Origin of the sequence: Arthrobacter sp., assembly GCF_031988865.1 — a bacterium.
In the GTDB taxonomy this organism is placed as follows: Bacteria; Actinomycetota; Actinomycetes; order Actinomycetales; family Micrococcaceae; genus Arthrobacter_B.
On record NZ_DALZXY010000001.1, the window covers coordinates 34,758 to 58,720 of the forward strand.

Annotated in this window: 25 protein-coding genes, 1 pseudogene and 1 riboswitch; of the genes and pseudogenes, 13 read left to right on the forward strand and 13 right to left on the reverse strand. The window is 66.0% G+C overall.

From position 1 onward, the window contains the following. Together RTN46_RS00205 and RTN46_RS00210 are read right to left on the reverse strand one after the other, a co-directional pair. A pseudogene (locus RTN46_RS00205) lies at positions 1–347 on the reverse strand (cytochrome P450); the annotation flags it as partial. Positions 348–357: 10 nt separating this feature from the next. Beyond that, positions 358–1,308, reverse strand: coding sequence for an ABC transporter substrate-binding protein (locus tag RTN46_RS00210; protein ID WP_312178386.1), 951 nt, complete (start codon positions 1,306–1,308; stop codon positions 358–360). Between the two features lie 138 nt (positions 1,309–1,446). On the opposite strand from RTN46_RS00210, the gene RTN46_RS00215 reads away from it, so the two are divergent. Next, positions 1,447–2,313: an IclR family transcriptional regulator gene (locus RTN46_RS00215; protein ID WP_312178388.1), complete on the forward strand. Its 867-nt coding sequence runs from the start codon at positions 1,447–1,449 to the stop codon at positions 2,311–2,313. A gap of 78 nt (positions 2,314–2,391) precedes the next feature. Here the strand turns inward: RTN46_RS00215 and RTN46_RS00220 are convergent, their stop codons facing one another. After that, the gene (locus RTN46_RS00220; protein ID WP_312178390.1) at positions 2,392–2,748 is read right to left on the reverse strand and encodes a nuclear transport factor 2 family protein; all 357 of its coding nucleotides are present in this window, start codon (positions 2,746–2,748) and stop codon (positions 2,392–2,394) included. A 99-nt stretch (positions 2,749–2,847) separates the two neighbouring features. On the opposite strand from RTN46_RS00220, the gene RTN46_RS00225 reads away from it, so the two are divergent. Beyond that, positions 2,848–3,867: an LLM class flavin-dependent oxidoreductase gene (locus RTN46_RS00225; RefSeq protein ID WP_312178391.1), complete on the forward strand. Its 1,020-nt coding sequence runs from the start codon at positions 2,848–2,850 to the stop codon at positions 3,865–3,867. A 520-nt stretch (positions 3,868–4,387) separates the two neighbouring features. Here the strand turns inward: RTN46_RS00225 and RTN46_RS00230 are convergent. After that, a complete protein-coding gene (locus RTN46_RS00230; protein WP_312178392.1) occupies positions 4,388–4,687 on the reverse strand; it encodes a hypothetical protein in 300 nt (99 codons plus the stop codon). A gap of 241 nt (positions 4,688–4,928) precedes the next feature. Then, on the reverse strand, positions 4,929–5,954 hold the full coding sequence (locus RTN46_RS00235; protein WP_312178393.1) for a hypothetical protein: 1,026 nt from the start codon (positions 5,952–5,954) through the stop codon (positions 4,929–4,931). A 271-nt stretch (positions 5,955–6,225) separates the two neighbouring features. Here RTN46_RS00235 and RTN46_RS00240 point away from each other — a divergent pair, with 271 nt between their 5' ends. Further along, positions 6,226–7,677, forward strand: a complete 1,452-nt coding sequence (locus RTN46_RS00240) for an FAD-binding oxidoreductase (protein WP_312178395.1) — start codon at positions 6,226–6,228, stop codon at positions 7,675–7,677. A 69-nt stretch (positions 7,678–7,746) separates the two neighbouring features. On the opposite strand, the gene RTN46_RS00245 is transcribed toward RTN46_RS00240, so the two are convergent. Then, positions 7,747–8,076 carry an antibiotic biosynthesis monooxygenase gene (locus RTN46_RS00245; protein ID WP_312178396.1) on the reverse strand — a complete coding sequence of 110 codons (330 nt, stop codon included), beginning with the start codon at positions 8,074–8,076 and terminating at the stop codon, positions 7,747–7,749. Positions 8,077–8,127: 51 nt separating this feature from the next. Between RTN46_RS00245 and RTN46_RS00250 the strand changes: the two genes are divergently transcribed. From RTN46_RS00250 to RTN46_RS00275, 6 genes are all read left to right on the forward strand, one after another. Then, on the forward strand, positions 8,128–8,748 hold the full coding sequence (locus RTN46_RS00250) for a flavin reductase family protein (protein WP_312178397.1): 621 nt from the start codon (positions 8,128–8,130) through the stop codon (positions 8,746–8,748). A gap of 173 nt (positions 8,749–8,921) precedes the next feature. Then, positions 8,922–9,323, forward strand: a complete 402-nt coding sequence (locus RTN46_RS00255; protein WP_312178398.1) for a hypothetical protein — start codon at positions 8,922–8,924, stop codon at positions 9,321–9,323. Between the two features lie 31 nt (positions 9,324–9,354). Then, positions 9,355–11,202 (forward strand): BCCT family transporter, encoded by a 1,848-nt coding sequence (locus RTN46_RS00260; RefSeq protein ID WP_312178400.1) that lies wholly within the window; start codon positions 9,355–9,357, stop codon positions 11,200–11,202. Between the two features lie 122 nt (positions 11,203–11,324). Continuing rightward, positions 11,325–11,391: riboswitch (guanidine-III (ykkC-III) riboswitch) on the forward strand. 10 nt (positions 11,392–11,401) lie between these two features. Further along, positions 11,402–11,716, forward strand: a complete 315-nt coding sequence (locus RTN46_RS00265) for a multidrug efflux SMR transporter (protein ID WP_312178402.1) — start codon at positions 11,402–11,404, stop codon at positions 11,714–11,716. Positions 11,717–11,718: 2 nt separating this feature from the next. Beyond that, complete coding sequence (locus RTN46_RS00270) at positions 11,719–12,063, forward strand: multidrug efflux SMR transporter (RefSeq protein WP_312178404.1); 345 nt, start codon at positions 11,719–11,721, stop codon at positions 12,061–12,063. Positions 12,064–12,267: 204 nt separating this feature from the next. Then, positions 12,268–13,749 (forward strand): amino acid permease, encoded by a 1,482-nt coding sequence (locus RTN46_RS00275; RefSeq protein ID WP_312178406.1) that lies wholly within the window; start codon positions 12,268–12,270, stop codon positions 13,747–13,749. 65 nt (positions 13,750–13,814) lie between these two features. On the opposite strand, the gene RTN46_RS00280 is transcribed toward RTN46_RS00275, so the two are convergent. The 3 genes from RTN46_RS00280 to RTN46_RS00290 form a co-directional block, all read right to left on the reverse strand. Then, complete coding sequence (locus tag RTN46_RS00280; RefSeq protein ID WP_312178408.1) at positions 13,815–15,413, reverse strand: HAMP domain-containing sensor histidine kinase; 1,599 nt, start codon at positions 15,411–15,413, stop codon at positions 13,815–13,817. Beyond that, complete coding sequence (locus tag RTN46_RS00285; RefSeq protein WP_312178411.1) at positions 15,410–16,153, reverse strand: response regulator transcription factor; 744 nt, start codon at positions 16,151–16,153, stop codon at positions 15,410–15,412. The genes RTN46_RS00280 and RTN46_RS00285 overlap by 4 nt, the downstream gene beginning before the upstream one ends. Positions 16,154–16,221: 68 nt before the next feature. Then, positions 16,222–17,505, reverse strand: a complete 1,284-nt coding sequence (locus RTN46_RS00290) for an MFS transporter (protein ID WP_312178413.1) — start codon at positions 17,503–17,505, stop codon at positions 16,222–16,224. A gap of 150 nt (positions 17,506–17,655) precedes the next feature. On the opposite strand from RTN46_RS00290, the gene RTN46_RS00295 reads away from it, so the two are divergent. Together RTN46_RS00295 and RTN46_RS00300 are read left to right on the forward strand one after the other, a co-directional pair. Beyond that, the gene (locus RTN46_RS00295) at positions 17,656–18,078 is read left to right on the forward strand and encodes a hypothetical protein (RefSeq protein ID WP_312178414.1); all 423 of its coding nucleotides are present in this window, start codon (positions 17,656–17,658) and stop codon (positions 18,076–18,078) included. An 83-nt stretch (positions 18,079–18,161) separates the two neighbouring features. After that, a complete protein-coding gene (locus tag RTN46_RS00300) occupies positions 18,162–18,482 on the forward strand; it encodes a hypothetical protein (protein ID WP_312178415.1) in 321 nt (106 codons plus the stop codon). Between the two features lie 133 nt (positions 18,483–18,615). On the opposite strand, the gene RTN46_RS00305 is transcribed toward RTN46_RS00300, so the two are convergent. Next, on the reverse strand, positions 18,616–19,122 hold the full coding sequence (locus tag RTN46_RS00305) for a hypothetical protein (protein ID WP_312178416.1): 507 nt from the start codon (positions 19,120–19,122) through the stop codon (positions 18,616–18,618). Positions 19,123–19,335: 213 nt separating this feature from the next. Here RTN46_RS00305 and RTN46_RS00310 point away from each other — a divergent pair, with 213 nt between their 5' ends. Together RTN46_RS00310 and RTN46_RS00315 are read left to right on the forward strand one after the other, a co-directional pair. After that, on the forward strand, positions 19,336–19,599 hold the full coding sequence (locus RTN46_RS00310) for a hypothetical protein (protein WP_312178417.1): 264 nt from the start codon (positions 19,336–19,338) through the stop codon (positions 19,597–19,599). A gap of 45 nt (positions 19,600–19,644) precedes the next feature. Continuing rightward, the gene (locus RTN46_RS00315) at positions 19,645–20,913 is read left to right on the forward strand and encodes an Nramp family divalent metal transporter (protein ID WP_396157080.1); all 1,269 of its coding nucleotides are present in this window, start codon (positions 19,645–19,647) and stop codon (positions 20,911–20,913) included. A gap of 11 nt (positions 20,914–20,924) precedes the next feature. On the opposite strand, the gene trxB is transcribed toward RTN46_RS00315, so the two are convergent. From trxB to RTN46_RS00330, 3 genes are all read right to left on the reverse strand, one after another. Next, positions 20,925–21,902 carry a thioredoxin-disulfide reductase gene (gene trxB / locus RTN46_RS00320; RefSeq protein ID WP_312178425.1) on the reverse strand — a complete coding sequence of 326 codons (978 nt, stop codon included), beginning with the start codon at positions 21,900–21,902 and terminating at the stop codon, positions 20,925–20,927. Positions 21,903–22,003: 101 nt separating this feature from the next. Continuing rightward, a complete protein-coding gene (locus tag RTN46_RS00325) occupies positions 22,004–22,891 on the reverse strand; it encodes an ABC transporter permease (RefSeq protein WP_312178427.1) in 888 nt (295 codons plus the stop codon). Then, positions 22,888–23,829 (reverse strand): ABC transporter ATP-binding protein, encoded by a 942-nt coding sequence (locus RTN46_RS00330; RefSeq protein ID WP_312178429.1) that lies wholly within the window; start codon positions 23,827–23,829, stop codon positions 22,888–22,890. The genes RTN46_RS00325 and RTN46_RS00330 overlap by 4 nt, the downstream gene beginning before the upstream one ends. Between the last annotated feature and the right edge of the window lie 134 nt (positions 23,830–23,963).

The following is a 23,963-nucleotide window of genomic DNA, read 5'->3' on the forward strand; positions in this document are numbered from 1 at the left end:
TCACGCAGGAATTTGGGGGTGAGGATGCTTGTCACCACGTGGCGTGCCCTGGTGTGTTCCGGCGGATCCGCCTCCAGCAGCAGGCTCGGCGGCCGCCAGGGTTTGTCCTTGCGGAAATCCGAGATGCCGACGCCGGCCGAGGAAATGAAGGTCTCGTGGTCAGCGAACACCGCAGAGACTTCGTCATGCCGTGCCACAGCCCAGATCTGGTAGCGGTCCAGCCACGTCACCGGCCCTGCTTCGCGCAGCATGGCGTGGGCTTCATAGGGGTCTGTCAGGAAATCGTCGGCGAACGGATCCAAGTCGAGGACCGGAACCTCCTGGTCGAACTCTGTACTGGTTGTCATGGTTTTCCTCCTAGTCCGCGATCAGCGGGCGGACGTCCATCTTGGTGTCGATGATCTTGTACTTGTGCATCAGGTCTGCTGTTTTCTGCAGCTGATCGGCGTCCAGCTCACCCTGGAACCGGGGCATCTCGATTTTTTCGACGACTTCGGCCGGCACCTTGGTAAACGTGGGGACCAGCTCGACCAGCCTGGCCCGGTTGTCCTGAAGCTCTTCAGCCGATGCGGAGATGGCGTTCCGGAACCCTTCCACTGCCTCGGGGTTCTCCGTCAGGAAATCTTCGGTGGTGATCCACCCGGCGACCGGCATACCCTCGACCGGTCCCGTGAACATGTCGGAAATTTTGACGAATCCAGCGGCCGCCGCGCTGGCCTGGAACGGCTCGACCTGCCAGATGGCGTCCACGGCCCCGCGTTCCAAGGCAGCCTGCATGTCCGGGTACGGCATTTCGATGAGGTCGACGTCCGACGTTTCGAGTCCGGCGTCCTCGAGCAGTGAGTAGACGGCGACCGTTCCAATGTTCTGGAGGTTGTTTACCGCGAACGTCTTACCCGCCAGGTCCTCGACCTTGGTAATGGGTGAGTCCTTGGCCACGTAGATCCCGTGGTCAGCGGCTCCGACGTCGTTCCCGGAAATGAAGCGGACCGGCAGCCCCTGCTGCACGGCGAGCAGCGCGGAGGTGTAGTTCGCGTAGGTCAGGTCCACATCGCCGGAAATGAGTGCGGGGATCGCTGCGGCCCCTCCCTGAGTCGGAACGAGTTCCACGGTCAGGCCCTCGTCGGCAAACAGGCCGTTTTCCTCCGCGTTCACGGCGGAAGCGGTATGCACCAGGGGGAAATAACCAATCTGGATCGGTTCGTCCTCGGCCGCCTGCCCCGACGACCCGCAGGCGGCCAGTCCCAGGGCAGCAGCAGAAAGAGCCGCGATCGTGAAGTAACGCCGGACATTTCCGCGTCGAATCATGGTTTTCCTTCCAAAGGGCGCCTCATTGCGCCGGGCTCAAAAACTGTGCCGGGGCCTGAATTCCTTTCCCGCCCCGTGAGACCGAGTATGAGCTGTGTCACAATTTAGGCTCCAGTGGGTTTTCGTTGAAAGGAAAACATGGCAAATGCGTCGGCGGGCAGGTCCGCCCTGAGCCGGATAATGCAGATCCTGGGCACTTTCGACGTCGACTCTGCGTTTCTCACGGTTTCCCAGCTGTCGCAGCGAAGCGGACTCTCATTGGCCACGACCCACCGGGTGGTGTCGGAATTGGAGCGGTTTGGCCTGCTCGAACGCGAACATGACAAGACGTACCGGATCGGCGTGCGCCTGTGGGAAATTGCGTGCCGGACGCCGGGCGCCCTGGGCATCCGGGAAATCGCGATGCCCTATCTGCAGGAGGTCCATTTCGCCGTTCGCCAGCACGCCCAGCTGGGCATCCTGCAAGGCCATGAAGTGCTTTTCCTGGAGCGGCTATCCACCCGGAATGCGGTAGTAAACGTCACGCTCGTCGGAGGGCGCCTTCCCCTGCATGCTTCCTCCAGCGGGCTGGTTCTGCTCGCGCACGCTCCCGGCAGTTTTCAGGACGAAGTCATGGGGTCCGGGCTCGTCAAATACACCGAGAATACGGTCCAAAGCCCTGCCCATCTTCGGCGGCTGCTGGCCCAAATCCGGGAGCAGGGCCACGCCGTGGGCAACGGCTTCATCCACCCCGACGCGCGGGGCCTCGCCGTCCCCGTCTACGGGCTGAAGGATACGGTGGTGGCCGCCATCAGTGTGGTGGTCCCAAATGATGACAGCCCGCTGCTACCCACCATCCGCCTCCTCAAGGACGCGGCCCGCCAGGTCTCGGCGGCGCTGCAGGCCGTCTACCTGCCGCTGGGCCACCCCCACTCTCCGGTCGGCGGGAAATACCGGACACTGGTGCACTCCTCCATGAATTCCATGGAGTTCCTGGGGCAGCACCGGAAGGATCATCCGCAGTAGGGTACCTGCCCCCGGAAGCTGGCCGCCCTGGTGTCCGCGCTGTCCATCTCAGCCCTGGCCGGGCAGCCCGGGCCAACGTCAGTACGGGGTGTGCTGGTGCAGGGCGAGCTTCCACTCGCCGTCCTCCTTGGCATAAACACTGCTGAGCAGCGCGGTGTACGGGGTGCCGTCCCGGTCGGCCCGCACCTTGTAGGTAAGGAATCCGACGTCGGACCCCAAGTACGTTTCCTGCGGCTCAATGATCTCGAAAGCCGACCACGGCGGGCCGTCCATGGAGGCCACGATCTGGTTACGGTCGGTGATCCGCAGGCCGTTGGTCAGCATGATCACGGGCTCCCGCGCGAGCACCCGCGAGTAGTACGCCGTCGCCTCCGCAGGCCCGATGGAGAGGGCATGCCAGCCCTCGGTTTCCAGCACCACAAGTTCGTTTGCCATGGTCCCGGAGTCTAGACCCGGGGCTGCGCCGGCAACAGGGGATGCAGGCATCTGGAGCCGGGACGGAATATCCGCCCCGAGCCGTGCGCTGTGGCAGGTATGAAGAAAATCGGCTTCCTTTCCTTCGGCCACTACCGGGATGTTCAGGGTTCGGCGACGCCGACGGCCCGGGACGCACTGCTCCAGACGGTTGACCTCGCGGTCGCCGCGGAGGAACTCGGAGCCGACGGCGCGTTCGTCCGGGTGCACCATTTCGCTCCTCAGCAGGCTTCCCCGTTTCCGTTGCTTGCTGCGATGGCTGCACGGACCAGCCGGATCGAGCTGGGCACCGGCGTGATTGACATGCGCTACGAAAACCCGCTCTACATGGCCGAAGAAGCCGCAGCAACGGACCTGATCAGCGGGGGCCGGCTGCAGCTTGGCATCAGCCGGGGATCCCCCGAGCCGGCACTGCGCGGCGCCGAAGCCTTCGGCTACGTCCCGGCGGAGGGAGAGTCCGACGCCGATCTAGCTCGCCGCCACACCGCCGTCTTCCGGGCCGCAATCGCCGGGCAGGGCATGGCCCCGGCAAACCCGGAGATGACCGGGCAGCGCGGGATGCTCGCGATCGAACCGCAGTCCCCCGGTTTGGGTGAACGCATCTGGTGGGGATCGGGCACGCGCGCGACGGCGAAATGGACCGGCGAGCAGGGCATGAACCTAATGAGCTCGACCCTGCTGACCGAGGATACTGGGGTTCCGTTTGATGAACTGCAGGCCGAACAGATTCAGGTTTACCGGCAGGCGTGGGCCGACGCCGGCCATGCCGGCGCACCCCGGGTTTCCGTGAGCCGCAGCATCATTCCACTGGTCTCCGAGGCCGACCGCCGCTACTTCGGGCTGCGTGCACAGGCCGAGGGACGCGATCAGGTGGGGCGGCTCGACGGCGGCCTGGCCCGGTTCGGGCGCAGCTACGTGGGCGAGCCGGACGTCATCGCGAAGGAACTGGCGGCCGACGCCGCCGTGCAGCTGGCCGACACCGTGCTGGTCACCGTCCCCAACCAGCTCGGCGTGGACTACAACGCGGCGCTGCTGGAGAACATCGTGAAACTGGTGGCGCCCGACGCCGGCTGGCGGTAGGTCTGAGCCGTGCGGCGCCGGTCTGGGCTGGCGTTGGGGTGGCGTTGGGGTGGCGTTGGGCCGGCGTTGGGCCGCGCCCCGTCCCATATCGAGTGCGCAGATCTGGTGGGCATCCGTCATATCAGGCCGCCACAACTGCACACCTGGCATGGCCTACCCGCTGAGTGCGCAGATCTGGTGGGCTCTTCGACGGCAAAGCCGCCACAACTGCACACCGACTGACGGGGCAAACCAGCTAAGCCGCCACAACTGCACCGACTGAAGGTGCGAGCCGGCAAAGCCGCCATAACTGCACACCTGGCATGGCCTACCCGCTGAGTGCGCAGATCTGGTGGGGTGTTCGACGGCAAGGCCACCACAACTGCACACCGACCGAAGGTGCGAGCCGGCTAGGCCGCCACAACTGCACACCCGGCATGGCCTACCCGCTGAGTGCGCAGATCTGGTGGGCTCTTCGACGGCTAGGCCGCCACAACTGCGCACTCAGCGAGTGCGCACCCGGAAACCCAGCGCCGAAGAACTACTTCCTTCGCCCGAACACCAGCGATGCGAGCGCGGTAGCCCCGGTGACGGTGTAAACAGCCGGCCAGGCGCCCATCTTCTTGGCCAGCGGGTGCGAAAGGCCGAAAGCGGCGACATACGTGGTGGTCAGGGCAATGGCGGTGCCGGTGCCGGCGTCGCGCTTCCAAAGCGCGAACGCGCCTGCCCCCGCAGCGGCCAGGACGGCGCCGCCGAGCTGCCGGTTGCCGGTGTCGCGGGCGGTCTTGAAGCCGCCGATCAGGCCGGCGGAAGTGATGAGCGGGGTCAGCAGGGATGCCACGGGTTCTCCTTCAGGTTGGACTGCCTCCAGCCTAACCCCGGAGCTGGTCCGGTCTTTTTGATCCGTTGGTCCACACCGCTCAATCGTGAGGGACCGCCTACCCAACCATCCGCCGCCCCGGCTTCCCGCCGCCGGCACCCCACCGGCTATCCGCCCGTCCACCGGCGACCCACCCAACCGCCTGGCCCTACCCACCCCACCGGCGGCCCACCCAACCGATTGGCCCTGGCCACCCCACCGCCTACCCACCCAGCCGCCCCAGCCGGTACTCCAGCTTCGCCCGGCGCGTGCCGTCGTCGTCCATCAGGTGCGTGCGTTCCACATAGTCAGAACCGAAACGGAGCAGCAGGACGTCGTCAGCGGCGCGGACGTGGCCGGGACGGAACCGGTACTCGATCCGCCGGGACACCACGGCCCACTCCGCCGCCTTGAACAACGCGTAGGCCTGCGGAACCGAGACGACTCCGTTGGCCCGCAGCACCTCCACCAGCCATTCGTACTGGTCCGCACGGCTGCGCGGGTTCTGCGGCAGCTCGTGCTCCAGGATGCCGCGGACCGCGTCGGCGGTGAGCTCCATCGAAGGCGCCGCAAGGGCGTGCACTGATTCGCGCTCATCCCGGGCCTTCTGCGCAGTAACCAGCTCATTGATCGTGTCGAACTCCCGGTCCGCTAGTTCGATCAGGCCCGACGCCAACGTGAACGCCCGGTTGACTTCGGGCGGAACCGCGCCGCCGCCCTTGTAGCGGATGTCGTGCTCAAACTCGGCCCAGGCATGCTGCAGGATGGTGCGCAGCTGGACTTCGAACCGCTGCCCGGAGAACAGGCCGCACCCGGGCGGCGGGTTCCGGGCCGGCACGGCAAGCACCAGGTGCTGGCCGGAATAGCCGAATTCGCCGCGGGACCGCTGCTCGCTGGCCTTGTCCACATGCCCCAGCTGGTCGAACGCCCCGCCGAGGGCATTGATGGCCCCGCCGATGTCCGATTCCAGGAAGAGGATCACCCGCAGCCCAATCACGTCGTCAATGTCCCGCATTCCACTGGGGTATTTTGGGGTGCCGTCGGGCCGCAGCCGGGACAGCTTCGCGCTGAGCGATCCGGTCCCCTTCACCCGGTGCTGAATGTGGTGATAATTCAGGCCGTCGTCCCCCAGCCGCGCGACGACGGCCGCGTAAATCGCCGCTTCGGCGGCCTCAAACTGCGGACGGTCCGCGCGGAAGGCCTGTGCCCACAGGTCAACCTGGCCGCTGTGCACCGACGGTAATTCCACGTTCGCTCCTTGCCTGGCAACGGTGCCGCCCGCGGCACGGACCGAGTACCGCGGCGACGTCGGACCCATCCCCAAGTGTTCGTCCCGGCGGGCAGCGAAGACAACACCTGCCGGGCATTGCGCCGATCCCGGACCGGGGTTGGGCCCGCTGCCCCGGGACTCATCGGCAGGCCATTGAAATCACCGCTTCACCGGACCAACAATGGGCAGAGACCCTTTCCCGGTCCCGCCGTCCCGATCCGGGCGGTAAACGCTTCCAAGGTGGTGGACCTTGTCCGAAAACCCCAGCCTCTTCTCCGATGCCGCGTCCTCGGCCGTTCCCTGGCCCCAACCCGGGGACAGCCTCTATCCGGCCCTCGCCGACGCCCTGTCCGGGACCGTAACCCTGCCCGGTGACGAGGGGTATGAAGCCCACCGCCGGGTCTGGAACGGCATGATCGATGTGCTGCCCGCGGCCATCGTGCGGGCCGGCGGACCCGATGACGTCGCACCGGTGCTCGCCTTCGCCCAGGCCACCGGGCTGCCCTTGGCTGTTCGCGGCGGCGGTCACAACGTGGCCGGCAACGGCACGGTCGACGGCGGGATAGTGCTCGACGTTGGCGGGCTGCGGACGGTGGAGGTCGATCCGATTGCCGGAACAGTGACGGTCGGCGGCGGCGCCACCCTGGCCGACATCGATGAAGCCACCGCCCCGTTCGGACTCGCCGTCCCGATCGGCGTGGTGTCCCAAACCGGTGTCGCCGGCCTCGCCCTTGGCGGCGGGGTGGGCTGGATGACCCGTTCCCACGGGCTCAGCGTGGACAACCTCCTTGGCGCCGACGTCGTGCTCGCCGACGGGAGGATGGTGCACGCCTCGCCGCAGGAAGAGCCCGAACTGTTCTGGGGCCTGCGCGGCGGCGGCGGGAACTTCGGCGTCGTCACCTCGTTCACCTTCCGGGCCTGGCCGGTGCCGGAAACTGTCTACAGCGGAAACCTGATCTACCGGGCGGACCGGTTCGAGAACGCCCTGTATGCCTTCTCCGCCTGGAGCGCCGACGTTCCGGATGAGCTGACCACGATCGTCTCCTTCCTGGTCCCGCCGCCGGAATGGGAACTGGGAGATGATCCACTGATGGCCGTCGGCTTCGCCTGGGTGGGAGAAGACGCCCAGGCCGCGGAAGACGTCGTCGGGCGGCTGCGTGCCCTGGCACCACCGGATGCCGAACTGGTGGAACGGGTTCCGTGGGTGGACCTGCAGTCTGCCGTGGACAGCGTGTTCCCGGATGGATCCCGCGCCTATTGGAAGAACACATCCTTCGATTCCCTCGACGCGAACGTAGTGGACGTCTTGGCCGCACGGGCCCGCGAGCAGGCCTGGCGCGGCACCGGATTCGACGTCCACCACATGGGCGGCGCCTTTGCCCGGGTTCCGGAGGACGCGACGTCATTCCCAGTCCGCGACGCCGGCTACTGGCTGAACATCTACGGCTTCTGGAACGATCCGGCGGACGATGCCCACCACACCGCCTTTGTACGCGGACTCGCCGCCGATATGGAACCGCATGCCAGTGGTGGGCAATACGTGAACTTCATGGGCGCCGAGGACCCCGTGCAGGCCGCACCGAACGTCTACTCCGGGGACAAGCTGGCCCGGCTGGCAGCCCTAAAACAGGCAGTGGATCCCGGGAACCTGTTCCGTCGCAACCACAACATCGCGCCGGCCGGTGCCCCGCCGGGAGCCTAAGCCCGGTGAGCGCCTAAGCCGGCCGGACGCCTAAGCCCGGTTGGCGGGCTCCGGGACCGGGCTCCGGGCCTAGGCCTCCGGCGTGCTGCCACCTGCGGGCCGGTAGCTCCACAGCTCAGCGCTGGCCCCGACCGGTTTCTGGCGTTCTTTATCGGCGCCCTCGCCCTGCCCATGGCCGTGCCCGAAGTTCTTCGAGGCAACCCAGTCCTGGAAGGACTTCTCATCCCGCCACCGGGTAATGACCAGCCAGGTATTGCGCTCGTCCGTCGGCTGGAGCAGTTCGAAGCCTTCGAAGCCCTCCTGGCCATCGACGGCACCGGCGCGGGCGGCAAAGCGGTGGGCCAGCTCGTCACCGGAGTCGGCAGGGACAGTGATTGCGTTGATCTTGATGATGCTCATAGCCCATTATGCCCACACCTCCATGACCCAGCTCACGGCTAAGCTCGGAGCATGAGAACGGATTTCGACCCGGCTGCGATGGGCGGGCGCGCCTTCTACCGGCTGCTGACCTCCGTCGTGGTTCCGCGGCCCATCGCCTGGGTTTCCAGCGTTTCGGCCGACGGCGTGGACAACTTGGCTCCGCATTCCTTCTTCACTGTGGCATCGGTGACCCCGCCAATTGTCTCCTTCACCTCGGTGGGCGAGAAGGATTCGCTGCGCAACATCCGCCAGACCGGCGAGTTCGTCATTTCCCTGGCGCCGGAGGAACTTTTTGAGGCGGTAAACGCCACCGGCACCAACTTTCCAGCCGAGGTCAGCGAGTTCGACGCCGCCGGCCTCACCCGGGAGCCAAGCGCCACGGTGAAGCCGTCCCGCGTCGCCGCGTCCCCTGTGGCACTGGAATGCCGGCTGCATGAAATCCATCCGGTGGGCGACTGCTTTGTTGTCTACGGAGAAATCACCTGCGCCGCTGTCCGCACGGAAGTGCTCGACGCCGCCGGGCACCCGCGGATCGAAATGCTCCGCCCGCTCTCCCGGCTGGGCCTGAACGAATGGGGAACCCTCGGGGAGATCAAGGACATCACCCGCATCCGGGCCGAAGACTGGCCAGGGCATTACCGGTTGGGCTGAGCAGGGCCAGAGGGGACCCGTTCTGGCATTGCCGTTGGCTTGTCGCTGTGACCAACGACTAGAATGAAGCGTGTGAGTCATCCCCGGCCCCGCATTCCGTATGCATACGCAAGGGCAGTAGCCGCGTTTCCGAACGGGCTGCTGCTGAGCAAGCGTGGCAGCGGAACAAACGGGTGGATGAGCTTCTGGGGAACCACCACACACGGCGCTACCGCCGGCTGCATCTGATCCGCGCGTGGCCTTCCCACCTGGATAAACACTCCAGCTGGGCTGAAGGGACGGGCATGGCATTTGCTGCCGGCCTCGGTTTCACCGTCCCATTGCCCGCCGGTGAACCCGATGGAACAAACAACTCCATCAAAGAACAGGTCAAAGCCGGGGTCCTCGCCGCGCCACCGGTGGCCGCCAATATCGGTGCCATCCTCCTCACCGCCGCGACCACCTCTACTGCGGACTTCAGCCGGCCAAGCGCCGGCGTGGGGCTCCGCTGCAGTTGGTGCGTGCGCTGGTCGAGCGCCGGGGGCTTGCCCGCCACAACACACACCCACCAAGAAACATCCGTCAGAGCATTCTGAGCGCTTCACAGCGCAGGAGGAGAAAATGGGAATGTCCGCCACACCAGGCGAAAGTACCAACGAAAACCCCGAGGAACCGAAGGAATCTACGGTCAGCCCAGAAGTTGACCGGGAACCTCCAGCCGACGAGGCTGCCGAGGTACAGGCATCGTCTGCCGGCGAGGTGGCGGAGCCGTCTGCTGACGTGGTGCAGCCTTCCAAAGGACTCTCCAAGGCGGTCTTCTGGCCCGCTGCCAGCATCATTTTGGTTTTCGCGCTTTTTGCCATTTTGTTCCCCTCAACCGCGACGGACATGTTCACGGCCATCCAAAGCAACGTCATTAAATGGTTCGGCTGGTACTACGTCGCAGCCATCGCCGTTTTTATTGCTTTCGCGCTCTGGATCGGGCTTAGCCGCTACGGAGACATCAAGCTCGGCAAGGACGAAGACGAACCGGAATTCTCGGTCATGTCCTGGTTCTCCCTGCTGTTCGCCGCAGGGATGGGCATTGGGCTGGTCTTCTTTGGCGTAGCCGAACCGCTGACCCACTTCGCCACACCGCCGCCAGGCGTCGAAGGCACCCCGATCCAGCTCGCCCAACGGGCCGTGACGCAGACCTACCTCCACTGGGGGCTGCATGCCTGGGCAATCTACGTGGTTGTGGGCGTTTCCGTAGCCTACGCAGTGCACCGCAAGGGCCGGCCCATCTCCATGCGCTGGACGCTGGAACCACTGTTCGGCCGGCGGCGTCTTGCCGGCGGCTGGGGCAACCTCATCGACGTCGTCGCACTGGTCGGAACACTCTTCGGTGTTGCGACGTCCCTGGGCCTGGGCGTGCTGCAGATATCGGCGGGCCTCGAAGAAGCCAACATCATGCAGGCCACCAAGATGACCCAGGTCGGCCTGATCCTCTGCATCATCACGCTCACCATCGTTTCCCTGGTATCCGGCGTGGGCAAGGGCATGAAATGGCTCTCCAACGCGAACCTTATGCTCGCCGGGCTGCTGCTGCTGTTCGTTCTTTTCACCGGACCTACCCTGTTCCTGCTGCGTGAATTCGTGCAGTCCATCGGTAACTACCTGCAAAACGTAGTTGGCCTGACCTTCAATACCCTTGCCTTCTCAGGTGCCGAAGGTGAAGCGTGGCAGGCCGCGTGGACCACGTTCTACTGGGGCTGGTGGATCTCCTGGGCGCCGTTCGTCGGCATCTTCATCGCCCGCATCTCCAAGGGCCGCACGGTCCGGCAGTTTGTCGCCGGCGTCCTTCTGGTGCCCAGCATCGTCGGTTTCCTCTGGTTCTCCGTTCTTGGCGGCACCGCCATCCACCGGGAACTCTTCGGAAGCGGCGGGCTGGTGGGCCCGGATGGAACCGTGGACACCGAGGGGGCGCTCTTCGGTATGTTGGGCGGGCTTCCCGGCGGAACGGCGCTCACCATCGGTGCCATCCTGCTGATCGCAGTTTTCTTCATCACCTCCGCGGACTCCGGGTCCCTCGTAATGGGGATGCTGTCCACCGGTGGCGATGTCGAACCAAAGAACTGGATCCGTGTCTTCTGGGCACTCTCCGCTGCCGCGGTAGCCATCGCGTTGCTGCTGGCCAACGGTCTCGAAGCCATCCAGACCGCAGCGATCCTCACCGCGGTACCGTTCAGCGTGGTCATCCTCCTGATGTGTGTTGCCACGGCCAAGGCCTTCCATGAGGAACACGCGGCCCTGATGCGGGCGCAACGAAAACTGGCCCGCGATGAGCTGACCGCCCATGTCACCGAGCATGTGGCCGGGCAAGTCCAGGACACCATGCAGGAGCACTACGAAGAACACGTAGCGGACCAGGTCGAAGCGGCCGTCAAAAAACAGTTCAGGCACCGAATGCTTCCCACCAGAAAGAAGCCGCAGTAACGGTTCCTAGCCACAACGGCAGAGGGCCCCGCACCATCCGGTGCGGTGCCCTCTGCGCGTGCGAAGAGCCGACCGAGCCCCACCGGCCGCGGCACCAAAACTGAGAATTTGCTACCGTGGAACCAGGGCCTGAACATTCCGGCCCCCGGACGACGGATCAGTACCCGGCACGCGACAAGACTGGCCAAAGGAGCTAGCCATGGCATGGGCCGCCCTCATTGCGTCTGGAATGCTTGAAGCCGTTTGGGCTACAGCACTCGGAAAGTCGAATAACTTCCGCAAACCTCTCCCCACTATCGTGTTCGCCGTGGCGCTTGCCGCCAGCATGGCGGGACTCTCCTGGGCGATGCTGAGCATCCCCGTCGGCACCGCCTACGCCGTCTGGGTGGGAATCGGCGCCGTCCTCACGGCCGGATACGCCATAACCTTCGGCGGCGAGAAGGCCACCGTAGCCAAGGTGGTGCTGCTGATGGGAATCATTGGCTGCGTTGTCGGCCTGAAGGTGGTGGCATAGCCATGGCTTGGATCGTCCTTATTCTCAGCGCCGTCCTCGAAGCTGTCTGGGCCACCGCGCTTGAGGCGTCGAACGGGTTCACCGTCCTGCTGCCTTCGGTGGTCTTCGCCGTAGCCGCGGCCCTGTCCATGGCAGGACTGGGCTACGCCATGAAGTTCATCCCCATCAGCACCGCGTATGCCGTCTGGACCGGACTCGGCGCTGTCCTCACCGTGGCGTGGGCCATGGTCACCGGCAGCGAGGAACCCGGGGTGCTTAAAGTCCTGTTCCTGGCCGGAATCATCGGCTGTGTAATCGGGCTGAAACTCGTGGACAAGCCTGATCCGGCCGTGGACAAGAACTCCTAGGCTGCCGCCTGGGCGGACGCTGCGCATGGCCGGAAGGCCACGCACGGCGTCCGTTTCGGCTTAACGGCGGGCTATGTGGATCCAACCGGAAATAGGGGAACAGATTCCCCCGTCCGGTCCACAAAACCAGCCTCCGGGGTTACAAACCCACAAGCCACAGCCGATACTGCACAGACGCACCCCCGTCCGGTCTAGGAGCCGAATATGTCTGTGGCAGGCAAGGAAAACTCGATCTTCCGGCGCAAGCCGATCGAAGAAACCGAAAGCGAAGCCGCCGAAGGAACCAAGCTTTTCAAGAGCCTGGGCCTGTGGCAGCTGACGGCCATCGGCGTCGGCGGCATCATCGGGATTGGCATCTTTACACTCGCCGGGCTGGTGGCCAACGGCGGGCCGGACGCCGAGGGTGTGGGCCCCGCCGTCGTTATTTCCTTCCTCATCGCAGGGCTCGCGAGCGCCGCAGCCGCGCTCTCCTACGCAGAGTTCGCCGGGATGGTGCCGCGGGCCGGGTCGGCTTACACCTACGGATACGTGGCCCTCGGTGAAATTATCGGGTGGTTCATCGGCTGGGACCTGCTGCTGGAGTACACGGCGATCGTCGCCGTCGTCGCCATTGGAATTTCCGGCTACTTCACCGAGTTCATGGCCGGAATCGGCATCGACATCCCGCTGTGGATGCAGGGCACCGGGGACGTGATCGACGGCGGCCTGGTGAATCTGCCCGCCGTCGTCGTCTGCCTGTTCATTACCTTCATCCTTAGCCGCGGCACCCGGACCTTCGGGCGGTTCGAGCTGGTGGCGGTGGCGTTGAAAGTCCTGCTGATCCTGTTCATCATCGGGCTCGGCGTGTTCTTCGTAAACACTGACAATTACACCCCGTTCCTGCCCAACGGCTTCGGCGCGGTCTTCACCGGAGCCGCCACCGTCTTCTTCGCAGTGTTCGGCTACGACGCCATGAGCACGGCCGCCGAGGAGGCCACGGACGGCAAGAAGCACATGCCTAAGGCCATCCTGCTCTCCCTGGGTGTGGCCATGCTGCTCTACGTGCTGGCCACGTTGGTACTGACCGGCATGCAGAACTACACGGAAATCAGCCCGACGGCGGGATTCGCCTCCGCGTTCCAGAGCGTGGGGCTGCCGGTGATCGCCACGGTGATCTCGGCCTTCGCCGTGATCTCGATCCTGACCGTGATGCTGACCTTCCTGCTCGGCGTCACCCGGGTCTGGTTTTCGATGAGCCGCGACGGCCTGCTGCCCCGTTGGTTCGCCGGCACCGATTCGCGTGGCACACCCCAGCGGGTGACCTGGATCGCCGGCGGCGCCTCCGCCCTGCTGGCCGGGTTCTTCCCCATCCGGGCGGTGGCCGACCTGACGAACATCGGTATCCTCGCGGCGTTTGTGGTGGTCTGCGTTGCCGTGATCGTGCTTCGGCGCACCCAGCCTGACGCTCCGCGGGAGTTCCGGCTACCGCTGATGCCGTGGGTTCCGGCATTTGGTGTCCTGGCTTCCGGGTTCCTGATGCTGCAGCTGCACTGGGAAACCTGGGTCCGGTTCGGGGTCTGGCTGATTATCGGAATGATCCTGTACTGGTTCTACGGGCGCCGGCACTCGCTGCTGAATCCGGACAGTCCGCGGCACGCGCCGAAGGATCCCGCCCCGGCGTCGCCGTCGCAGGACCCGGCCAATTGAACTCCCCTCCGTACCAGCTCCGCGCAGTCCCGCCCCCCCCGCACCGGCGCCCGCAGCCTCGATTCCTATCCCGCGCTCCTCCCCGGCTCCGCGCCGGAACCTCTTCCCGGCAGCCGGACGGTGAAGACGGTCCGGCCCGGTTCGCTGTCCAGGCTGATGCTGCCGCGGTGCGCGCTGACGATCGCAGCCACAATCGCCAGCCCGAGGCCGGAGGAGGCTGCGCGCCCGCTGCGGGCGGCGTCGGCCCGCGTGAACCGGGAGAAGATGTGCTCCTGGAAAGGCTTGGGGATGCCGTGACCGTTGTCAGCCACGGTGATCACCGCCCCTCCCCCGGCAGCCGCGGCGAGCGTGGTGCTGACCGTTGTCCCCGGATCCGTGTGCCGTCCCCCGTTGGTCAGCAGGTTGATCAGGACCTGCCGCAGCTGGCCGGGGTCTCCCTGCACAACAACGGGCTCCTCCGGCACTGAAATGGTCCAGCTGTGGTCCTGGGCAGCAACCCTGGCGTCGCTGACGGATTCGATCACCAACTGGGTGAGGTCCACTTCCTTCCGGATCTCTCCGCGGCCCTCGTCCAGGCGGGCAAGGAGCAGCAAGTCCTCCACCAGCCCGGTCATCCGGAGGGACTCCGCCTCCACCCGTCCCAGGGACTGCCGGCCGTTCGCGCTGAGGTCCTCCGTGAGGCGGACCATCTCGGTGTAGCCGCGGATGGACGTCAGCGGAGTACGCAGCTCGTGGCTGGCATCGGCCACAAACTGCCGCACCTGTGTTTCGCTGCGCTGGCGCACTGCCAGGGCATGCGAAACGTTATCCAGCATCCGGTTAAAGGCCAGTCCAACGCTGCCCACTTCCGTGGTGGGGTGCGTCAGTTCCTCGGGCACCCGCTCCGGCAGGTTGACGTCGCCCGCTTCGAGCGGCATGGTGGCCACCTGCGTGGCGATGGCAGAGACCTGCTCCAGGGGCTGCAGCGCGCGCCGGATGATCAGGTATCCGAGCACCCCAGTGAGTACCAGCCCCACGGCCGATACCCCGGCAATTGTCAGGCCGAGCGAGAAGAGGGTGTTATTCCTTTCGGCGAGCGGGAGTCCGGAAACAATCGCGGTGCCAGGTGCGCCTGGCTGGGGCTGCGCCACCAGACGGTACTCGCCCACCGAGAGGTTCCTAGTCACCGGTTCACGAACCACAGGCACCGCGGCGAGGATTTCCGCATCGGATTCAGGGAGGGCGGCGCGGGTCCCGTCTGGTGTCACGACGCCGCCGCTGATCAACTCGCCGTCCGTGATCCGGACCCCAATCATGCCGATCCGCCCCTGGCCTGGAGCATCGAGGGGGTCCCGGTCCGGATCTGGAAGTCTTCCATGCGGGGCCTGCAGGCCGAGCGCCCGATCGGAGGCGCCGAGCAGCGTCTGGTCCAGCTGCCGGGTGAGGAAAACACTCATCACCGCGTGGCTGAAGAACCCGATGGTCAGGCAGGTAATCAGCAACAGTGCCAGCGTGGCAACCAGGAGTTTGCTTCGCAGCCGCCAGCCTTCCAGCCAGCGCTGCCAGCGTGCCCGGCCCGGCTGCGACCCGGGAGCGCCGTGTGCGCCGTGTGCGCCGGCCGGACTCTGCGCCATCTGGCGATGCGCTTCCTGATTCGGGCCTGCCAGGCCCGGGCCGGAAGTCATAGGGCGGGTTTAAGCACGTATCCGGCGCCGCGGATGGTGTGGATCATGGGCGGGCGGTCGACGTCGATCTTCTTGCGCAGGTAGGAGATGTAGAGTTCCACGATGTTCGCCTGCCCGCCGAAATCGTAGTCCCAGACCCGGTCCAGGATCTGTGATTTGCTGACCACGCGGCGGGGGTTCTCCATCAGGAACCGCAACAGATCGAACTGGGTGGCCGTCAGCTGGATCTCCTCGCCGGCGCGGGTAACTTCGCGGGTGTCCAGGTTGAGCACCAGATCCCCCACCACCAGTTCGGCAGTGTCCGCCGAGGCAGCGCCGGAACGCTGGACCAGGCGGTGCAGGCGCAGCAGGACTTCCTGCATGCTGAACGGTTTGGTCACGTAGTCATCGCCGCCGGCGGCGAGGCCCGTGATCCTGTCCTCCACAGCGTCTTTGGCAGTGAGGAAGAGAGCTGGAACATCCGGGGCGAAGCTGCGGATCTTGCCAAGGGCCTCAACGCCGTCGAATTCGGGCAGCATCACGTCCAGCACCAGCACGTCCGGACGGAATTCACGCGCCTTGGCGACGGCGGAACGTCCGTCGCCGGCAATGGCGACCTCCCATCCGGTCATCCGCAGTCCCATGCTGATCAGGTCCGCGAGATTGGGTTCGTCGTCCACCACTAGGGCGCGGATGGGCGTGCCGTCCGGATGCGTGAGCTTGGGAAGATCGGCAGCGAAGTTACTCGGGGCCTCGGTCATGTGAGCCTTTCCATCGGGTCCGCCCGGAAACTGCGTCGGGGACAGCTTAGCCATCCGGGCGCGGACGGTCAGGCGCCGGGGCGCCCGGTGTGCCGTTTTCGATCATCGCCCGGGAGGCTTTCGGCGGCCTTGTTCATTCCTGTGTGGGAACTGTGAGTCTGCGGACCAGGCACGGGGAGTGGATCCATGCGGCGGTACCCCAGGCCAGTGACAATGCAGAGCAGGTACGCGCAACCAATGAACAGCCACCCGTCCAGGAACCCTCCGGAGAACTCCAACAACAGACCCATAGCCAGTGGGCCCAGCGCGAAGCCCGCATACATCCCCAGTGAGACGGCTCCGGAGGCGGCACCGACCCGCTGCTTGGGAACTTCACGGAGGACTCCGGCCATCACCACCACGTTGATACCCAGGGCTGAGGCGCCGTGGAACAGCACCCCGGCCCACAGCAGGGCCGGTTCGCCGGTCTCCCCGGCAGCCAGGAAGAGCGCCGCACCGCACACCGCTCCGGCAGCCAGGAGCAGGAGAAGGGTTGAGGCACGGACACCCACGGCCATGCGCCGGCCCCACAATACGCGGGAGGCCACCCCCACGACGCCGGCCGCGGCAGCGGTAACACCACCCAACAGCAGGGAAAAGCCGAGCTCCCGCTGCGCAAACAGCGGCAGGTAGACGTTGGTCGCCTGCATGCCCGCGCCGGAGAAGAGGGCAAAGGCAGCGAGCAGCCAGACGGACACGGGGAACTTCTTCTCCACCGTCCCGCTGCTGGCCCGGGCCGTGGCCGGGCGGCGCGGTTCCTTGGGCAGCCGGTTCCAGGAATACAGCAGCAGCAGGCCCAGGACTACGGCAGCGCCGACGGCGGCTCCGCGCCATCCGGCGAACAGCGCGGCGGCCGGGAAGAACAAGCTCGAAAAGAGCTGGCTGGCCTGCACACCGGATTGTTTGATGCCCATCCAACCCGGGCGTTTGGCCGGTTCCACGGCATGGATGATGATCCGGTTGGTCGTGGGATTGGAGATGGCCTGCGCGGGTCCGGCGAAGAGAACAGCGGCCAGCAACCACAGATAGTTCCCCGACACCGCCATAAAGAACAATGCCAGCGCGGTGCCGCCGAAGATGATCAGCAGCTGCGCACGGGCGCTGATGCGGTCGCTTAGCTTGCCCAGGGACATGGACGACAGCGCTGCGCTGGCGAAGCAGGTGGCCGCCAGCAGCCCAAACTGCGCCTCGCTGATGCCCAGGTCCGCCATCACGAGTGTGCTCGTGGCAGACAATCCGTAGTTCATCACCGGGCCGGCACCCATGGCGCAGACCAGTACAAAAAGCAGGCCGGGGCCAGGGGTGGCACGCAAGATTTTCCCTTCCTGAAACGACACACACCATTGTGGCCTGTGTATGCCAGTGTTACGGACCAAATGAGACTAATATCAGCCTTATGGCCCGCCATCACTGGGCCCGATTAGCTGGGGAGATCCGAAATGGGCAGTGAGTCTCAGGCGAGCGTGCCTTCAACGCGCCGCCGCTCCGTGATGCTCTACCGCCGTGCCCGTACCGCCCTGGTATTGGTCGGGGTGTTCTGGCTCTGGCTGCTGTTCGGCAGCGCTGCATTCATCGCGTCCCTCTTTGAAAGCCCGTTCTACGCAATGCTCGCGCTGTACGCGGTGGGCACCGTAACCCTGATCTCCCTGCTGATTGCTCCCGTGGCCTTGGCCTACCTGCTGATGAACCGTCCGCCCAAGGGCGCGGCGCCTGACACGGCGGGCCGTCTGGCCCGTCCGGCCGAGCCGGACAGCTCCGCGGACGCTTCGCGCTTCCCCCGCTCCGACCTCGCGCCGGTCATCCGAATGATCCCCCGCCGGGTCAAGGACAGCGGCACGGCCCTGGGCACCCGCGCCGCCGCCAAGTGGCGGGACTTAGCCTCCTAGCAGCTCCGCCCTGGCCCGCGCACCATTCCCGGCCCTGGAAACGGCACACACCAATGTCAGTGCCAACAGCCACAGTGGAGTGTATGAGCACCTCCACCGAGCCCGCCCCGCATTCCCAGACCGGCCGTCCTGCCCCGCGCGTTTCCCATGCCCCGTACCGGCGTGAACCGTATATCCGTTGCCGCATGGTTGGGCTGGGCGTCGATGGCAAGGCTGTCGCCTGGACCCGCACCCACGTGCTTGTGCACTGGATCGACGACGACGCCCGGGCCCACAACCGCTGGGTCCATGCCGCCGCCGTCGTTCGGATTCGGCGGGACGACTCCGCCTGGCGTGATCCCTACGACGACTTTGAGTTCTATTACGCGCACGCCTCACCGCAGCCGGCGGGTGCCGCCTCCTAAAGCGTTGACATCCGGACGGGGGCTCAGTGGACTACGGGCTTGCACTCACCATGATGGCGGGAAGCTGCCGTGGCGCAGCGCGCCGGCCACCGTCCTCAGCGCCGGCCACCGTCCTCAGCGCCGGCCACCGTCCTCAGCGCGCCGGCAACACCGGGGCGGGGGCCGGAGCCTGCCGGGTAGCCGCTGAGTCCCGGAAGGAAGTAACCAGGACCACCACGGAGATGAACAGGGTGGCGATGCCGAACGGGTTGGCCAGCGCCGCGGAGTAGCCCAGGACATCCTCGCCGGCGAGTCCGGACAGTACCGAACCGCTCCCCGGGCTGCCGAAGTCCGGAACCAGGAACCCGAACGCTCCGGCCAGGACATAGTTGGCCAGGAGCAGGACCGAAGTCTTCAGCGGGGCGCCGAACGGGTGGCGGCCCTTCGCCTGAACCGTGATCTTCACGGCGGCGGTGAGCATCAGGATGGCAAGGACCGGGCCGGCCGTCAGGGCGAAGATCGGGACCAGCTGCCCCTCCACCCCAAACAGCGTCCGCCCGGCAGTGATCCACAGCGGAACAACGATGGCCATGGGGATGCTGACGGCAGCCATAACAAGGGTGAAGATACGGGAAATCGTGTTTGGGGCGGGAGCAGGCATTCTTCAACCCTAAGCCGTCCCCGCACCGTCCCCTCATGTGCAGGGATGACCCCCGGCGGTGCCGAACTCATCTTCAAGGATGATGTGCGGCCGGGCATCGGAAACCTAGGCTGGAGACGCGCAGGCCGAACAGCGGTTCGGACCTGCGGGTCTATCCAGGTCCACCCAGGTTCCTTCCGCTCAAGCCCTCCCTCGAAAGCGCCCGGTCCAACCATGCCCGTTGAGTTCCTGATGTGGATTCCCGCAGCTATCCTGCTGCTGATCGTCATCCTCACCCTGATGGCGGGGGCTCTCTTCAGTCTGTGCCGCACCGGCTGGGCGGCCGGAAGGGTCCGGGCACTGTGGTGCGCCGTGATCCTCTTGCTGCCGGTCGCCGGCGCCCTGGCTTGGCTGGCGGTATCGCAGCACCGGACCCGCCGGGAACTGCCGGCAGATGGCCCGGCAGAGCTGGATCACCAAGATGTTCCTTCCCCCTAACCAAAACTCTTAGGCACACCGAACTTAAAGTGCTACCTTGGCCTTATGCTCCCCAAAGTGGCCCCCGCCAGCACCTCATCCCGCCTAGCCCGGGGCTCGGCGAAAACCCGCTTGCCCTGGCTGCTCGGCCCGGCGCTGGTGGCCGGTGTTGCCTACCTGGACCCTGGCAACGTCGCCAGCAACATGACCGCGGGAGCACGGTTTGGCTATCTGCTGGTGTGGGTCGTCGTCGCGGGAAACACCATGGCCTGGCTGGTGCAGTACCTCTCCGCCAAGCTCGGACTCGCCACCGGCCGGAGCCTGCCCGAGCTGGTAGGCCTCCGGGTGAAATCCACCACCGGCCGCCGCCTCTACTGGCTGCAGGCCGAGCTGGTGGCCATGGCGACCGACGTCGCCGAGGTGATCGGCGGCGCCGTCGCGCTCTGGCTGCTTTTTGACTTGCCACTGCTGGCCGGCGGGGTCATCACGGGCGCGGTTTCGATGGCTGTGCTGGCATTGCAGGGCAGCGGCAGGCACCGCGGGTTTGAGTACGTAATCGTCTCCATGATGGCCATCATTGCCATTGGCTTTACGGCCGGTGTGTTCATTGCCCCGCCGGATCCCGGAGCCGTTGCCGAGGGGCTGGTACCCCGGTTCGACGGCGCCGAATCAGTACTCCTGGCCGCCTCCATCCTCGGTGCGACAGTGATGCCGCACGCGATCTACGCGCACTCGGCCCTCACCCGGGACCGTTTCCCGGAGCGGACGCAGGGCATGACCACGTCCACACTGATCCGGGCCACCCGCTGGGACGTCACGATTGCGCTGGTGATCGCCGGCACCGTGAACCTGGCCATCCTGCTGCTGGCCGCAACCTCGCTGCAGGGCGTCGAGGGAACTGACACGCTGGACGGTGCCCACGCCGCCATCGAAGGCTCCCTTGGCAGCGGCATCGCCTTCCTGTTTGCCCTCGGCCTTCTGGCCTCCGGACTGGCCTCCACCTCGGTGGGCGCCTATGCCGGCGCCGAAATCATGCAGGGCCTGCTCAAGGTGCGGATCCCGATGCTGCTGCGCCGGCTGGTCACGCTGGTGCCGGCCCTGGGCATCCTCGCGATCGGCATTGACCCCACCTGGGCGCTGGTGCTGAGCCAGGTGGTGCTCTCCTTCGGCATTCCGTTCGCGCTGGTGCCGCTGCTGTGGCTGACTTCCCGCACGGACCTAATGGGCGAGCACCGGAACCGCTGGTGGACCACCGCATTGGGCGCCGTCGTCGCCGTCCTGCTGATCACGCTGAACATCGCCCTGCTGGTCCTTACCTTCTCCGGCGCGGGCTAAACCCCCACATTTCACTGGTCCAGCGCCCCCTCCACCAAGGCCGTGGCGATGGCATCGGCGTCCTGGACGGCGGCGAGGTAGCGTTCAGCGTCCAGGGCGGCCGAACACCCCGTTCCGGCAGCGGTGATGGCCTGGCGGTAGCGGTGGTCGACGGCGTCGCCGCAGGCGAAGACACCGTCGACGTTCGTCTGCGTGGTGGGTGCCACCACGCGGATGTAGCCGGCGTCGTCCAGGTCGATCTGCCCGTGCAGCAGCTCCGTCCGCGGAACATGCCCGATCGCGACGAAGATCCCGCCGACTTCCAGTTCCCGGGCCTCACCCGTAACGGTGTCGGTCAGGGTGAGGCCGGTGACCTTGTCCGGGCCGTGGATCGCGGTGACTTCGCTGTTCCAGGCGAAACGGATCTTCTCGTGGCACTTGGCCCGCTGGGCCATGATCCGGGAGGCCCGAAGTTCACTCCGCCGGACCACAACTGTCACACTGCTCGCGAAGCGGGTCAGGAACAGGGCCTCTTCCATGGCCGAATCTCCGCCGCCCACCACTGCCAGGTTCTGGTTGCGGAAGAAGAACCCGTCGCAGGTGGCGCACCAGGAGATACCCCGTCCGTTCAGTTCCTTCTCCTCCGGAAGTCCCAGTTCCTTGTAGGCCGAGCCGGTGGCGAGGATGACGGCGCGGGCCTTCCGGGTGGTCCCGGACCCGGTGACCACCCGCTTGGTGTGGCCGGCCAGTTCCACTGACACAACGTCGTCGAGCTCCACCACCGCCCCGAACTTTTCAGCCTGGCGTTTGAGTGCCTCCATCAGGTCCGGGCCTTGGATTCCGTCCGGGAATCCGGGGAAGTTCTCCACCTCGGTGGTGTTCATCAGTGCGCCGCCGGCCGTCACGGATCCGGCCATTACCCGGGGCGCCAGACCGGCGCGGGCGGCGTAGACCGCAGCGGTATAGCCTGCGGGGCCGGAGCCGATAATGAGTACGGAATCCGTGTTCATGGTTGCTCCTCGGGCGTAGGTCAGGGTTCCAGGCACAGCGGAACCTCCCTACAGTGTGGAACCGCGGCACCCGCGCTTTCCAGAGGAAGCGGAAAGCAGCGCTAGGCCCGAACGTGGATGCGGCGGCTGATCCGCACCGTGGCCAGGACAGTGAAGACCACCGCCATCGCCGCGAGGCTGAAGAGCACATAGCCGGTGCCCACCTGCCAGTCGCCGACCTCCGCGGTGATGCCAAAAACGTCCTGCAGTTCCGCCGTCGCGGCTGGCTGGCCGCCGGTCATGGCAGGGAGGGTGTCGGCGGTCATTTCCTGCCGGACGAGCATGGAGGACTGCATAAACGGCAGCGCACTCACGAAGGTGCGCACGCCGTCGGGAAAGCTGCCCACGGGGATGTAGGAGCCGGCCAGGAACCCCAGCACGGTGCCCACGATCGTGGACAGCGCCGAGTAAGCGCCCGCGGTGCGGATGAAGGAGACCACAAAAGCGCTCAATGCCGCGAAGGCGACGCAGGAAAGCGCCAGGTAGCCGCACGTCCGCAGCAGCTCTGCTGCACCGAGGGTCACGCCGTTGACCGCGTAGAGGTACACCAGGCTGACCGCCAGCATCAGGCCAGTCATGATCAGGGAGATGAGTGTGGCTGAGAGCAGATAGCCCAGGATCAGTTTGCCGCGCTGGATCGGCGAAACAAGGAAGTCGCGGAAGCGGCCCGAGCCCGAATCGTCCACAAACACGGTCATGGCCGCCAGCGCCGTCGTAATGGACGTAATGCCCAGGATCCCGGCGAACATCCAGCTGTCCACAAAGGCCTTGATCTCCCCGCTGGACGCCTGCGGGAAAGATTCGCCGAGCCCCTCAGTCTGCAGGTTGCCCAGGAAGAGCGTGTACAGCAGGAACACCACGAGCGCCGAGAGCAGGGAGAAGAACACGCCCAGGCGGTCCCGGAAAAAGAGCCGGAGGTTCCGGGTAGTGATGTCCAGAACGGCGTTCATTCGCGGACCCCTTCCAGGGCGGTGTTCCGGCCGGTCAGGGCCAGGAAGACGTCATCCATGGTGCCGTGCCGGAATTCGAAGTCCTGGGTTGCGGCGCCGTGCCGGGCCAGGATGAGGCGGGCCGTTTCGGCCGTCTCAACAATGATGCGCACGACGGCGCCTTCCGCGGATTCGACGGTACCGCCGAGTTCCGCGGTGAGTGTTTCCAGCCCGGGGCGGTCGGTGGTGGTAACGGTGAGGATGCTGGAGCTGTGTTTGGCGCGGAGCTCCGCCGGGGTGCCGTCGGCGATGATCCGGCCGGCGTCGATGATGCAGACCCTGTCGGCTTCCTCGGTTTCCTCCATGTAGTGCGTGGTGAGGAAGACAGTGAGGCCGTGGCGGTCGCGCAGGTCATGGATGGTGGACCAGACGATCGCACGGCTGGCCGGGTCAAGCCCGGCAGTGGGTTCGTCCAGGAAGATGATCGACGGCGAGGGCAACAGCGCGCGGGCGATGTCCACGCGGCGGCGCTGGCCGCCGGAGTAGGTTCCGTAGCGGCGGTCCAGGAAGCCGCCGAGGTCAATCAGGGCGGACAGCTCATTGATCCGGGCTTCATTGGCGGCCCGGTCGGAGGAGTAGAAGCGGGCCCGCACGCGCAGGTTCTCCCGGCCCGTCAGCAGCGGGTCCAGGATCGATTCCTGGAAAACGACGCCGATATTCCGGCGCACGTCCTCCCCCTCCGAACGCACGTTGTAGCCGCAGACTTCGGCTGTCCCGGCTTCGAACGGGTTCACCGTGGTCAGGCAGCCGATGGTGGTGGATTTCCCGGCGCCGTTGGTGCCCAGGAACGCGAACACGCTGCCGGGCTCCACATCGAAGGAAATATCGTCCACCGCAGTGGTGGAGCCGTATCTTTTGGTCAGTCCCCGGACGGAGATGGCCGGCGGATGTTCAGTCAAGGTCGCTCTTCCCCGGTTCAGCGGCCCGCCGGTTCACCCTGGCGGCACGGAGGAGCGGATGAGCTGCCCCCGATAGGGACAAATCTAGCCGAGCCGAAGACAGCTGCGGCCCGCCCCGTCATTTATTTCGGGGC